General features: G+C 43.5%; 19 protein-coding genes. All 19 read right to left on the bottom strand.

Annotation, left to right across the window (positions count from 1 at the left end):
• Positions 1-60 precede the first annotated feature (60 nt).
• The 19 genes from MHI55_RS09005 to MHI55_RS08915 all read right to left on the bottom strand — a co-directional run bounded on the left by MHI55_RS09005 (position 61) and on the right by MHI55_RS08915 (position 12283).
• Positions 61-231 (bottom strand): YHYH domain-containing protein, encoded by a 171-nt coding sequence (locus MHI55_RS09005; protein WP_101314950.1) that lies wholly within the window; start codon positions 229-231, stop codon positions 61-63.
• A gap of 109 nt (positions 232-340) precedes the next feature.
• Positions 341-1117 (bottom strand): Cof-type HAD-IIB family hydrolase, encoded by a 777-nt coding sequence (locus tag MHI55_RS09000; RefSeq protein ID WP_076252574.1) that lies wholly within the window; start codon positions 1115-1117, stop codon positions 341-343.
• An 82-nt stretch (positions 1118-1199) separates the two neighbouring features.
• Positions 1200-2762 (bottom strand): PH domain-containing protein, encoded by a 1563-nt coding sequence (locus MHI55_RS08995; RefSeq protein WP_076252576.1) that lies wholly within the window; start codon positions 2760-2762, stop codon positions 1200-1202.
• On the bottom strand, positions 2759-3256 hold the full coding sequence (locus MHI55_RS08990) for a PH domain-containing protein (RefSeq protein ID WP_076252578.1): 498 nt from the start codon (positions 3254-3256) through the stop codon (positions 2759-2761). The genes MHI55_RS08995 and MHI55_RS08990 overlap by 4 nt, the downstream gene beginning before the upstream one ends.
• 296 nt (positions 3257-3552) lie before the next feature.
• Complete coding sequence (locus MHI55_RS08985; protein WP_076252580.1) at positions 3553-4131, bottom strand: GNAT family N-acetyltransferase; 579 nt, start codon at positions 4129-4131, stop codon at positions 3553-3555.
• Between the two features lie 27 nt (positions 4132-4158).
• On the bottom strand, positions 4159-4581 hold the full coding sequence (locus tag MHI55_RS08980; protein WP_076252582.1) for a hypothetical protein: 423 nt from the start codon (positions 4579-4581) through the stop codon (positions 4159-4161).
• A 103-nt stretch (positions 4582-4684) separates the two neighbouring features.
• On the bottom strand, positions 4685-5365 hold the full coding sequence (locus MHI55_RS08975) for a zinc dependent phospholipase C family protein (RefSeq protein WP_340389777.1): 681 nt from the start codon (positions 5363-5365) through the stop codon (positions 4685-4687).
• Positions 5366-5501: 136 nt separating this feature from the next.
• The gene (locus MHI55_RS08970; RefSeq protein WP_340389775.1) at positions 5502-6281 is read right to left on the bottom strand and encodes a hypothetical protein; all 780 of its coding nucleotides are present in this window, start codon (positions 6279-6281) and stop codon (positions 5502-5504) included.
• Positions 6282-6389: 108 nt separating this feature from the next.
• On the bottom strand, positions 6390-6548 hold the full coding sequence (locus MHI55_RS08965; protein WP_162158967.1) for a hypothetical protein: 159 nt from the start codon (positions 6546-6548) through the stop codon (positions 6390-6392).
• A gap of 176 nt (positions 6549-6724) precedes the next feature.
• Complete coding sequence (locus MHI55_RS08960; protein ID WP_306068593.1) at positions 6725-7024, bottom strand: HIT domain-containing protein; 300 nt, start codon at positions 7022-7024, stop codon at positions 6725-6727.
• A 36-nt stretch (positions 7025-7060) separates the two neighbouring features.
• Positions 7061-7516, bottom strand: a complete 456-nt coding sequence (locus MHI55_RS08955) for an NUDIX hydrolase (RefSeq protein ID WP_076252587.1) — start codon at positions 7514-7516, stop codon at positions 7061-7063.
• Between the two features lie 45 nt (positions 7517-7561).
• Complete coding sequence (locus tag MHI55_RS08950; RefSeq protein ID WP_076252589.1) at positions 7562-8152, bottom strand: HD domain-containing protein; 591 nt, start codon at positions 8150-8152, stop codon at positions 7562-7564.
• 23 nt (positions 8153-8175) lie between these two features.
• Positions 8176-9015: a GNAT family N-acetyltransferase gene (locus tag MHI55_RS08945; RefSeq protein ID WP_076252591.1), complete on the bottom strand. Its 840-nt coding sequence runs from the start codon at positions 9013-9015 to the stop codon at positions 8176-8178.
• 53 nt (positions 9016-9068) lie between these two features.
• Entirely contained in the window at positions 9069-9521 is a 453-nt protein-coding gene (locus MHI55_RS08940; RefSeq protein ID WP_340389773.1) for a GNAT family N-acetyltransferase, read from the bottom strand.
• Between the two features lie 40 nt (positions 9522-9561).
• A complete protein-coding gene (locus MHI55_RS08935) occupies positions 9562-10455 on the bottom strand; it encodes a PhzF family phenazine biosynthesis isomerase (protein ID WP_076252593.1) in 894 nt (297 codons plus the stop codon).
• A gap of 77 nt (positions 10456-10532) precedes the next feature.
• Complete coding sequence (locus MHI55_RS08930) at positions 10533-11075, bottom strand: GNAT family protein (protein WP_076252595.1); 543 nt, start codon at positions 11073-11075, stop codon at positions 10533-10535.
• A gap of 27 nt (positions 11076-11102) precedes the next feature.
• A complete protein-coding gene (locus MHI55_RS08925) occupies positions 11103-11618 on the bottom strand; it encodes a nucleoside deaminase (protein WP_036610381.1) in 516 nt (171 codons plus the stop codon).
• Positions 11619-11713: 95 nt separating this feature from the next.
• Positions 11714-11902 carry a hypothetical protein gene (locus MHI55_RS08920; RefSeq protein ID WP_340389771.1) on the bottom strand — a complete coding sequence of 63 codons (189 nt, stop codon included), beginning with the start codon at positions 11900-11902 and terminating at the stop codon, positions 11714-11716.
• Positions 11903-11920: 18 nt separating this feature from the next.
• A complete protein-coding gene (locus tag MHI55_RS08915) occupies positions 11921-12283 on the bottom strand; it encodes a phosphoglycerate mutase family protein (protein WP_340389769.1) in 363 nt (120 codons plus the stop codon).
• Positions 12284-12292: the final 9 nt, after the last annotated feature.

Genomic DNA, 12292 nt, shown 5'->3' with positions numbered 1-12292 from the left:
ACACATGCAAACCCAACCATACATTGAACGATGGCCGGGTTTATCTTGTACAGCTCATTCTCATTTTTTCTTTTTGTGAAAGTGATAACCCGTGCACAGACCCTTTTGTTTGGATTTGGCTGAACAGTTATGTCCACCGTTCTTATCCAGTCTGCCTGGATGAGCATAAGCGGAAGAGGATACACCAACAAGTACGACAAGAGACAGGATTACGATAACAACCTTTTTCATAAGTCACCCTTCGATCAACACCCTATGCTTTAGGGCTTAATACGTGCTATATCATTCTACAATAAAATCCACAATTTGGATATCCTTCATCTTTTTAGCCGATCCATTCTCATAAAATCTTAAATTGCTTCAATGCATGGGTGACTCCATCTTCACTTGCCCGCAGGGTGACATAATCGGCGCTTTGTTTAATTCGTTCTCCGCCATTTCCCATCGCAATTCCGATTCCCGCATACACTAGCAGATCCACGTCATTCTCCCCATCGCCAAAGGCCATTGTATCCTCTCTGGATATCTTCAGGTAGTCGAGAACTTTCTCTGCGGCTATAGATTTGCTGACTTCGCTCGCTTCCAGCACATTCACTACATACGGATGGAATCTCACGAATCGTAAGGAAGGAAATCTGGATTGGAATTTCTCCGTCTCCGCTTCATCCGCATATAAACAAATGCAATATACGTCCTGTTCCAACATGCTGATTTTCTGTGGGGAATCCATAAGTCCAAGCGTATCTCTTAAAGCGTCAGTAACACGACCATCTGTTGTACACAACCCGTTCGTCTCAAATGACTCTGTAAAATATGAAATACTGTGCCCCTGCAACTCGGCAAACTCACTGAATGCTCTAACCATCTGTGCTGAAAGTACAGACTTATGTATCACTTCATCACCTGCTTTGATCAATGCCCCATTAGCCGAAATGATTGTATCGATTCCGAGATTTCTGAATTCTTCGCATAAATTATAGGGCCTGCCTGTGACGAGTACAACTTGAACGCCTTTACGAATCAATTCCCGGATCGACTCAGCTGTACGCGGTGATAAACTCCGATCTATTTCGCTCAGCAACGTACCGTCCACATCAAAGAATACAGCTCTAATCAAAATTTACTTCCTCCTCTGTCTTCAATTAAAAAGAGCAAGCACAGAATAACCTTGTGTGGTCTTCCTGCACTTGCTCTTGCAATTAACGGGTCTGAACATCTTGGGTACGACCCATGTACCATGATTGAAATGATTTGGCCGTATCCAGGGAAATGTCATGTGCCCGATGATGCAGTACTGGCTTGGCGCGGTTTACCGTATGAATGGAAGCCACACCGAACCAACGCTGTAACACATTACGGGTGATCTGCACTTCGATGACTTTCTCACGTTTGGAGATGAAGAGGGTTGAAGTGAGCGCACCGGTTCGAAGTTGAATGAAATTCTGATGCAGAATGTATCGGGTATGGAAAAAGTCCATCACTCTGCATGTTGCAATCCACACGAGCAGAATCGCGGAAATCACCCACCAGGCATGTTTCTGCCCAAACACCAATGGTTTGAAATACCACAATAAACCCGTAATTATGATCCACCCCCAGCTTGGTTTGAGCAGGCGCAGCCATAGTGATATTCGTGGAAGTTTTTCCATCTCCTGCGTAACCCGATAGGATGGCAGGATCTCCTCAATCAGGGTATAGGCTTGCTTCACAGGCAAGAAAGGATAGAGCGAGTTCACCTCCTGCTCGGATTCCCCCAGACTACCTGCAGTGGTCAGTTCTACTTCCGCTAATCCAAGCAGCCTTTTCATCGGTGACTGTGTAATTTTCACGGCCTGGACTCGCTCTTTCAGGATTGAAAATGACGTTTGCTCCATCATGCCCTTCGAGATATAGATCCGTTTGGCATCCGAGGTGATCTGGAAATTACCATACTTTACGAAGGTTCTGACTATGCCCAGAGCAATAGATATAATCAATAAAACTAAAATCATCAAACCGGCAATCCACCAGGAATCAAGCCAGGTTAATAACAAACTTTCCGTTACTTCTTCATCAGGGAAGAAGTCCTTCACCCAGGAATAGAGCGTAGCCAGGACCGGAATCAGTACGAGAAAGCTGAGCGAGGTAAAGGATGCTTTGAATATGTCCTTGCGGGTGGAATGATAATGAACAACCCGTTCCTGTTTTTCTTTTGCAGGCAGAGACATGACTTCATCAGTTATAAAAGGTTCGGATTGCGCCTCTCCCTCTTCCATAACCTGAACTGCATCCAACCTATCATGTTCCTCTGTTGCTCCTACTGTTTTTGCTTCTTCAGCCATATGACCTGCTACAATCTTCTCCAGCTGTTCCGCTTCGGAAAGTGAAACAACGTGTAACTGAAAGGTAGCATCTTCTCCCTTAATTCCGGTCTCGAATCGAATCGACGTCACCCTGAATAACCGATGAAACAACGTTGTATGACGATTCACATTCTGGACCTTCGTATAAGGTATCGTTCTTCGGGTACGGTTAAACACACCACTATAGATATGAAAGGCTGTATCGTCTGCTACATAACGCGAGGTGAACCACTTCAGGATCATGGACAGGATGCTAATGGAGACACCTACATAAAAAGCGATTCTTCCATAGAATATCCATTGGGACTCCGAGCCCTGACGGAAAACAAACAAAAAAAGGACGATAGCGAACCAATTCTTTACCCGTTTCCACAAGCTCCACAGCATGGTTAATGGATGATGTCGCTTCATATCGATCATTCATCCACCTCATTAATCCGCGCATAGGACGCAATCTGATGACGGAGTGCAAGTGCGACTTCCTCTGGCAATGCCGGGATTTCATGCGATGAACCCATCGTGCCAACCGATACGGAATAGAGTCCATATTTTCGCATTAAAGGTCCCTGATTTGTTGTAACCGATTGCACTTTCGCCATGGGGATGATCTGATGTACCTTGGTTAGCGCCCCACGCTTCAGTTGCAGGAACTCCTCATTCACATCATAGTACCAATGCTTGTATAACCATGAAGGCTGGATGAAAATATCCCACACCGCATAGAGCACAGATATGGCCGTAACGCCCCACAACAACCACCCAATCCACGTCTTCCATCCATAGATGGAGTCGAGTATTAACAGTACGGCAAGGATCAGGAAACCTATTGCATTCCATATGATGGCGCTAATTCTCCACAGGTTTACTGCATGAGGAGATAACCGTTGCTCGGGTGTATTCCACTGAATTGACATATGTTCACTCCTTTTTTCCTCGGGTACATAAAAACCACATGATACAATGTACGAACAATCGTCCACGATCGATGCAAAAAGATAAAGAGATGACCCCTATACAATACAGGTCGTCATCTCTTTTGTTCATTTCATTTTACTTTAGTGCATGTTCAAAAAGACTGGTTTTCAGTACCGAGAAGATGGGATGAAGCTAGAAATGGAGTAGCGGAGCGTAGGGAAAACTACGTGAGCAACGGACATTTCGGCTGAATTCCATATTCGATGCTGATGATGCCACTAGGCATCCTTCGTAATCAAAAGCGGGCTTTTTGAACAACCTCTATAAAATCCTGTACTTCACACAGCCATACCATATGATCTGTTCCTTCGCCCCAATAGTTGTTCGCCACCACATAGGGTTCACCGAATTTGCGTTGCCACTTCTTCTGTGCGATCTGGTAACCGCTATCCAGGCAAAATTGCTGAATTCCCAGCCGTTGCAGTTCACTAACCAGTGCAAGAATGAGCGCCGAACCAACCCCCTGTCCTTGAACCTCGGGCAACACATACAGGCTACCCAGTTCTCCGGTATCGTTCAGCCGGCCCTCTGTACATTCTCGAATCTCCTTACCACACGGTCCATACGAGATTGTGCCTACAATAACATCTCCCATTTTGGCGACGAGGAAAAATACACTTGCTTCGATGTTGTCCTTTGCTTGCAGTGCCTTGCGAATCATCACTTTTTTGTGTGTTATTTCACCCTGAATATCATCCAGAAGCGAGCCTATTCCCTCCTGATCAAATGCTGCGGGGATGGTTGTCTCGAACACCTGATACACTCCATCTGCATCCGATCGCGTCAAAGGTTCAATGGTAATTTTGTCATCCACAGGTTCTTCTCCGTCCCATATACCTTCTTAATCTGTACGTCGCTGAATCAGCCTTCTTAGTTGATTCGAATCCTCAAGAGGAATGCTATATCCAGTGTTCGTGTCTTCAAGGTTTACTAACAGGCCTTGCATCTTGGGATCCATTCCTAATGAAAAATCATACCGTGTTATCGAGCTGTCCGCATTTGTTATGCTCATGTCGTACTGTGCACTATAATTGAGAATACCCGGCATACGCTCTGCCTTATGTATTGCCTCCATCACGATCCGTATCTCATCAGATCGATCAAACTCAACATCTTGACATGGTTCCAAGGTGAGGTCTGGATTACACGTTAAGGTGATCAACAGAGGAAGCCCCTCTTCCGCGTTCGATTCATTCGGTTTACTGCACCCTGCAATGAACGTGGCAATGACAAATACGAGCAACACTCCTACATATTTCACCATACTGCGTGCCTCCCTGACTTAGTATTAAATAAACTAGTAATGAGTAGAGAAGTAATAAATACAGTATATAATGAAATGACTCAACTGCACTAACTATCTATATTCATATCAAGTTACGTAACTCCGGGTCCCATGAAGACAACATAGCTATCAGTCGCTCTACGGTCTCTTCCACAAATACCTGAACTCTCTCACCCGTGATGAACTCAGGAGTAATTCCCGGTTCTTCCCCATTAAGAAAAGAAAACGTGTGGTCCCGCCAGCGCACAATCTCATCAGCAGTTAAACGACCCGTCATGTCATAACCTGGTGAACTGTTGAGCACCTGCCATACCTCTTCGCTCCAACTCGAACCTTGATAGAGATTGAAATCGATCTGGTCCGTCTCCTGGTAATATAAACGCGCTAGTTCATCCTTCGATCTGCTACTGCCTGTATGTTGATCTACCTTGTTGACCCGTTCGACGAATTCGGGATGCACACTACGGAACCAGTAATAATCTGTTAGCACATGCATAAAGTATCCTCGCACAAACCACTTCCATCCTTCATCGGTAAGTTGTTGCATATAGAATGAGTAGAGATCCTTCAGTTCACCAACGTAATCTCCATGATCTTTCGGGTTGAAATGGGTGTATTCCTTATCATCTCTGGTTGTTCCTTCACGCATATGTATGGAATCCGGGGCGATATTCCCCAGATAGAATGAACCTAGATCAGCCTGCATTTGCAGCGAGTCTGCAATCAGATTAGCAATATTGAGATGAACCATAGGTAACGGCATAGAGCTGATCTCCTTTTATCGGGAAGTATTCTACTATACTTAGAAAAAGAAACGATATAACCTACTGGTGCAACGTACAGATCACTGGAATAGTGAGACTTCGATGTTCCACCTTTTTCTCACCGTAGATGCGTGATTATCCCTGAATTCTCTCCACTTGCATGCGGTCAAACAGCTGCTCCAGATCCGTATGGTACTCCGGGTGCTCCTTCACAAGTAGACTAATGTATTCAGATCCACATTCATAGAATACTAGACGATTATACGGAGCAGTATCTCCAAAATGGTTGCTTTCCTGCCCAAATTTTACCCGAATCAGATTCTCAATATAACGCGCGTAACCCTCGTTCCACTCCAACCAGCTCCAGTACTCGGCTTGTTCTTCATTTAATGAACGGAACAGTGCCTTTCTAGCTGTGTGTACTTGCGTCAGGTCTTTACTCTTCAAAGCTGACAACAATGAGTTTATCCGCTCCACAACGATTTCATCTTCGTACGGAAATTCATAATCCAGTTCCCATGTTACGCGCTTCAGCTCGTCCATTTTATGCTTAATTTGAAGACGGTTGACGATCCGCTCATCATATTTCTCATATATATAACAATGAACATATTCGTGGAACAGATAAACTTTCTGCTCCAGATCTTTGAACGCTGTATCCGTTACAATCGCACACATTCGTCCGTTCATATGATGCACCGGCATCGCAGCAAGGCATTCATCTGGAATATATAAATCGTCCGGTACCGTCTTCACCCACTCATATTGTTGCGTTTTGGACGAATAATCATAGATATATAATAAAGCTTCATAGGCTACAACCACTGGATAATGTTCTGCAAACAAAGGATGTATGCTAACCAAGTCTTTCTGAAGCTCGTTTAACTTGTTAATTTGCTCTAAAAAAGCATCCATGTCATTAACCCTCTCTTTACTGGATTGATGCGTTAATCATACTAGATCAGGAAAGATAAAACACTGAGAGAAAAATGATAATTCTGTTCGAGTGTGAGATGGTGAACGTTAAAAACGCTCTCCCCGTTTCTCATACAGGTAGATATCCAGTGCCTGAATCCCACGCCGGGCCAGCTTAATAAACAAGATCAGCGCATACACGCCCAGTCCATATAACAACACATTAATCAACATTGCAAATATCGTAACTATAGAACCAACCATCATTATAATTCCTCCTATTTTACCCTTTTAAATCATCACTCCCTATTCTAGCATATTTTTCCTTAGTTAACTTTTTTGGTAGATGTGAGAGTTGTTAGGTATGCTTATTGTTTCAAAACAAAAAAACTTCCACATCCGTATGTGAACGGTGGAAGTTTTTTAATCTGGTATACAGTTTCCTAAGTTCGCTCACCACTGACTATATGCCAATGCTGATGCTTCGAGTCTTGATAACTGCCCAAGTTAGTTATAATCTTCGACGAGCCTGTCTGAGCTAACAAGTCAGCAGCAATCTTTTTAATGACACGCATCATTTCTAAGAGTAGTTCATCATTATTCTCTTCCTCTTCTGAAATGAAGGACTGAATATGAATCTTGGGAATCACCACGATATGGTGTTCGTAGTATGGTCGGGTATGGTGATAAGCCATAACGTTATTTGTTTCCATGACAACTTTGACTTGAATTTTACCACTCACAATAGAAGTCCTGCGTCATAACATACCCTCCTCTTACTAGTGAGTTCTAATATATCCTGCCTTCTTCAACACATATTCCGTAAACGGATTGATCTCAGGGATCGGCTGATTCAGATCAAAATATCGGAGTTCCAGCCCTTCATCATCCAAAATGGTTGGGCTGCCCTTGATACCTGAAGCTTCATAAACAGCCATGACGTTGTAAACTTCATCACCATGTGGATACTGATAGTACATGTCCTCACCTGAAAAAATGCTAATGAGTTTGAATGATTCCGCTCTCAGTCCGGCCTCTTCATACAATTCCCGCGCAGCTGTTTCCTCCAAAGACTCCCCGGGTTCCATGGATCCCCCAAGTGTCCCCCAATCCAAGCTATCTGTACGTTTTTGTAGCAACAGGTGACCTTCCTCGTTGAACACGAGTACACATGAGCCCGCCATAATTAGAGGACGCGGGCCCACCAGTTTTCTTAGCTCCATGATATATCCCATCCATGCTTCTCCCCCATCTTCAAAGTGCATACGTGAAACCTACCCTTATGATTTGGTCAAGATTCCCTGATCTACGGATTTCTGAATAAGCTGCTGCGCATACTCCCACAATGTTTCGGAACCGTTCGCAATCTCACGGTTTCTGTTTAATACCTGATCACTTGTAATGTTATATTTCTGCCACGTATCTCCCTCATTCTGATGATTATGTATCAGAGGCTGCAACCGATCCAGAGATGAGGCAAATTGTGCTTCAGGCGTCTGCTTTGCTTCAAACTCTAACCATAATTGGAGTAGTTCTTCAGCCTGTTCCTTAGGCAACATACCAAACAGCCGATGAGCTGCTTTGAGTTCACGATCATATTTATCCGTGTGTCCCACCGTATCATAAGCGAACGTATCTCCGGCATCAATCTCGACCAGATCATGAACGAGAAGCATCTTAATGACTTTGAGGATATCCACATCCTTGTTGGCATGACTCTGCAAAACCAAGGCCATCATCGCCAGATGCCAGGAATGCTCCGCATCATTTTCAAGTCTCTCACCGTGCATAATTCTCGTCTTTCGTTCAATCGTTTTGAGTTTATCAATCTCAATGAGAAAGTGAATCTGATCCTGTAATGATTCGCTCACAGCACATCCTCCTTCATACCCATCTATGTGGATAGATCATACCAGTAAACTCTATAGTTAAAATCGAGTGACATCCCCACACCTTTTGCCAGACGAATTGAGCCTGTATTGTCCGGTGAACAATCCCAATACGGATGTATACCTACACGACTGCATTCTTCCACAAAAGCTTTTGCCACCATCGCACCATAATTCCTTCTTCTGTAGACTTCAACCGTTTCAATATCAACCGCATGTGTCTGATCTGCGATAAATGCCGAAAAGCAAACACTCGCGATATCATCGTTATGCACTGCAATATAGCCAAAGCCATGTTGTAAAAAATCATCTATTGTCTTCCAAAAGTGAGATATTTTATCTTTCAGGAATGGAGAATTGTTATATCTTTTCTCTCCTAATAGTACTTCATCTATCCTGAGAATTCTGACTTTCTCGTCCTGTGAAGCACATATGTCGAGAGGTGCTTGCTGACTTATCGAATTTGGATTCAACTTGAATACATGCTGAATATCACTGGAGATATCTCTTTTCCCGGAGATGTGCCGAAGAAAATCTTCCCAGGCTTCGTCCACCACACCAATTTCAACAGCATGCATATGTAAGTCCAATAACTCAGGTTCAATACGTTCCCGCATGTACTCTTTCAATTCATTCAAAAAGGGTTCACTTCGAGAATCTCCGATCAACTGAAAACCAGATTGTCCATGTACCCAAATTAGAGCTGCTGTGATATTCTCTGCATCATCTACATATATCCGTCCCGGGTTCAAGCCAGACGCCACCGCCTTGACTTCAATATTCTGACACGAGTCCGTGAGATGTTTTACTTTGTGGAAATCATGTTTATTAATCTCGGTAATCATAGGTTCATTCCTCCCGAATTCAAGACAAAGCCATAAAGCGTGTGTAACCTCTATCAAATCGTATATTCATAGATTCTCGTCTCTTCATCATCGAGCAGATATCCTTTGCCGATATAGGCCCAGTTATTTTTTTCATAATAATCAGTCAGATCAGTACATAAATACAGCTTGTCATACCCTTTTGCTTTCACCTCATTTAATGCATGGGTCTGAAGTTGTCCACCCAGATTTCGGCCCCGATATTCTGGATCAACATGAAGACATGCAAACCAGGGAAAGAGATCCTGCCTGCTATTCAGATCACTTCGCAACAAAGCGTACCCACCGACAATTCGGTCTCCGTCCAACATCACATAAAATCTTGGCACATCACTCTCTGTATCCACAGAACGCTCTATACAATCCCGATAGAAATGGAAGCTTGATTCCGAGCCCCATTGTTTCCAGAAATACTGTACTGCTTCTTGCATCACGTCCGGCTTCTGCCGAATATCAATAATTTGCAAAATGTTAATCTCCCTTCGCGCTTTTTGCTTTCGTATATGATCAAATGTCCAATTCAACGTTTAGTTCACGCACAAATACAGCTGTCCCCTTCATTCTGACATCCATATCCTCACCATCCCGAATCACACTCACTTGAACCTTTCCATCTCTTCCAATCTCATGCCCTTGCTCTATCACAAACTGTACCTCATCAATCTCTGGTTTCACATAGGTTAAATAATAAGCACCCATCACCCCGGAGGCTGTTCCAGTCACTGGATCTTCCGTCGTACCAGAGTAAGGTGAAGAGAAATGTCTGGCATGCATCATCGCATCGGAATCACGGGTTTTGAAACAAAAGGGGTGTAGGGAAGCTTTGGGATTCTCAATTAAAATTTCAGGGAACAGGGAAGAATCCGGTTTCATTTTAATAAAAGAGTTCAAATCACGAATCGGGATTAATACCGTCCAGGTTCCCGTACTTCCATAAACGATTGGAGTTGAAAGGTCAACATCATCCAGAGTGAGATTGATGGCGCTTACCAGCTTCTCGATATCCCCCTGGAATGGTATAAACTGCGGCTGATCCTGTTTCATTTCCATGTAAATGGTGTCGGCATTGCGCTCAAATCGTATGGGTAATGTACCTACATTGGTTTCAATTGTGATTAACTCGCTGTCACTTAACATCCCACGCGTCTTCAAACCATACAGTGATGCCATTGTGGCATGACCACACAGATTAATCTCATGTCCCGGTGTAAAATAACGTAATCTGACGTCAGCTATTTCAGAGTTCAACACAAATACTGTCTCATTAAAACCAACCTTATAAGCGATCTGCTGCATCTCCGTCTCACTGAAATGATCCGCATCAAAAACCACTCCTGCCGGGTTACCTTGACCCGGAACGGTAGAGAAAGCATCATAATGATAAACCGTAATTCTCCCCATGGTTATAACCACCTTTGCCCTAATTTACGAGAAACACAACAGAACCAACGTAGTCATCTTATTTCCTCCCGTACCTATTAGACTGACTTAAATTCTCTATCCAAAATCGAGAAAAAGTACTGGTCTGTCCACTGATTGTTCCACCATAGTTCTTCCTGGTAGACGGCCTCCCGTGTCATACCCACATGCTTCATCAGTGCTGCTGAGCGAACGTTTTGTGAATTGCACATACCGACGACCTTATGAGCTTGTAACTCTTGAAACGCAAATTGTAACAAAAGATGTGTAGCCTCGCTCCCATACCCGTTGCCTGCGTATTCCGAAAGCACACCGTATCCAAGTTCCCAGCTTTTTCGGTAATCCACATAACTCCACATCTGAACAATACCAATGGGTGTATCTTCCGGATCATTCAAGCGGCGTATAACAAAATCATAGGCATACGGTTTCTCATCTGCGACAGCAAAATGGCTGCCATATTTCTCACGGACCTTTTCCTCATCCGTTTCAACAGTTTCCTCAAAGCTCCATATATTTGTGTCACATTCAAGTTGACATATGAAGTCGAGGTCCTGCTCTGTGACTGTTGTTATTCTTACCTTCTCTCCCACGAATTCCATGTGTATTCATCCCCTTTATAAAAAAGATCATTGCTTCGGAATCTCCCACTCTGTATTAAGCACACCTCTACCAATATTCCATTTGGCGAGCAAAGCTCTCTGTCTGTTTTCCAGATCAAGATAGGGTGCTGCAACACAGGATAACGTGTCAAACATATGGATAAAATGAGGCCCTTCCTTGAAACGTCGAAGTCCGCCATATTCTTCATCATCCGCTGCCCATACAATCTTTTTAATACCCGACATTAATATGGTACAAGAGCACATAGGACAAGGTTCACAGGTAGTATAAAGCGTCAAGTCTTTCTTCTTCGAGAATTTCTTCTTCTCTACATCCAGCAAATGTTTTCCTGCCCGACGAATGGCATCCACCTCAGCATGTGCGGTGGGGTCGCAATCCGAGAAAACTCGGTTCCTGCCTTTACTCACGACAATCCCATCCACATCCACGATTATCGCACCAATCGGATACGTTCCTTCAATAAGTGATTGTTCTGCTTCTTCCAGAGCCAAAGTTAAATATTCATAATCCGATAACTTCATTTGAAAGTCCCCCTAAGTACAGTTATAGACCACCTACAAAACAGACTCCTTGTGCAATGTGTAATAGAAGAGATTGACGGAATCACCTTTAATCGTTAAACGTTTCGGATTGTGTACTGCCCGGCTTCACCCAGAAAATCACTTTTGGTTAACTCTTTTTCTCCGAGTAACATCCTGTAGTTCGATATCGTACCGTCATGTGAAATGATAAACGTATTGCCGCTCTGTTGCCTGCACCATTCAAGAAGCTTTTCAGCTAATATCTGGAACCGATCTGCATCCATCTGATTAATACTTTCTTCCTAACAATCCAACCCCAAATTAAGCATTCTTATGTCAGTATACTGATGGCTGAACTCTTCCTTGGAATAGATCTGATCACAGACGAAAGGTACAAACTCTGGATTCTGAAGAAACATTCTTGGGCCAACCAGCGGGCTGAAGAACACAAGATTTTTGTTAGGGGTTAGGAGTTGTGCTGTTTCAATAGTACGTTTCGTTGGACTAACCAAAATGACGTCTTCAGGCGCAAAAACCACTTGTTTACGCAACGCTATAACCTGACTTTTTCCCAATTCAGTGAGGCCCGGATGCTGACAATTTAATTGATTTGGGTAATCCATCAAGTGTTCGCCATGACCATGACGAATAAATGTAATGTCCATAGGCACCTA

It is taken from the genome of Paenibacillus sp. FSL E2-0151 (genome assembly GCF_037993015.1).
GTDB classification, from domain to species: Bacteria; Bacillota; Bacilli; order Paenibacillales; family Paenibacillaceae; genus Paenibacillus; species Paenibacillus amylolyticus.
Note: the sequence above shows the minus strand (reverse complement) of the source record. Positions and strands in the feature narration are given on the sequence as shown.

Excerpts from the sequence above, each read along its gene's own strand:
- MHI55_RS08990 (WP_076252578.1), bottom strand. The coding sequence starts at position 3,256 with ATGTCAATTCAGTGGAATACACCCGAGCAACGGTTATCTCCTCATGCA.
- MHI55_RS08935 (WP_076252593.1), bottom strand. The coding sequence starts at position 10,455 with ATGGGGAGAATTACGGTTTATCATTATGATGCTTTCTCTACCGTTCCG.
- MHI55_RS08965 (WP_162158967.1), bottom strand. The coding sequence starts at position 6,548 with ATGATGGTTGGTTCTATAGTTACGATATTTGCAATGTTGATTAATGTG.
- MHI55_RS08955 (WP_076252587.1), bottom strand. The coding sequence starts at position 7,516 with ATGGGATATATCATGGAGCTAAGAAAACTGGTGGGCCCGCGTCCTCTA.
- MHI55_RS08930 (WP_076252595.1), bottom strand. The coding sequence starts at position 11,075 with ATGGAATTCGTGGGAGAGAAGGTAAGAATAACAACAGTCACAGAGCAG.
- MHI55_RS08995 (WP_076252576.1), bottom strand. The coding sequence starts at position 2,762 with ATGATCGATATGAAGCGACATCATCCATTAACCATGCTGTGGAGCTTG.
- MHI55_RS08975 (WP_340389777.1), bottom strand. The coding sequence starts at position 5,365 with ATGCCGTTACCTATGGTTCATCTCAATATTGCTAATCTGATTGCAGAC.
- MHI55_RS08970 (WP_340389775.1), bottom strand. The coding sequence starts at position 6,281 with ATGGATGCTTTTTTAGAGCAAATTAACAAGTTAAACGAGCTTCAGAAA.
- MHI55_RS08925 (WP_036610381.1), bottom strand. The coding sequence starts at position 11,618 with ATGAAGTTATCGGATTATGAATATTTAACTTTGGCTCTGGAAGAAGCA.
- MHI55_RS08980 (WP_076252582.1), bottom strand. The coding sequence starts at position 4,581 with ATGGTGAAATATGTAGGAGTGTTGCTCGTATTTGTCATTGCCACGTTC.
- MHI55_RS08920 (WP_340389771.1), bottom strand. The coding sequence starts at position 11,902 with ATGGATGCAGATCGGTTCCAGATATTAGCTGAAAAGCTTCTTGAATGG.
- MHI55_RS08915 (WP_340389769.1), bottom strand. The coding sequence starts at position 12,283 with ATGGACATTACATTTATTCGTCATGGTCATGGCGAACACTTGATGGAT.
- MHI55_RS08945 (WP_076252591.1), bottom strand. The coding sequence starts at position 9,015 with ATGATTACCGAGATTAATAAACATGATTTCCACAAAGTAAAACATCTC.
- MHI55_RS09005 (WP_101314950.1), bottom strand. The coding sequence starts at position 231 with ATGAAAAAGGTTGTTATCGTAATCCTGTCTCTTGTCGTACTTGTTGGT.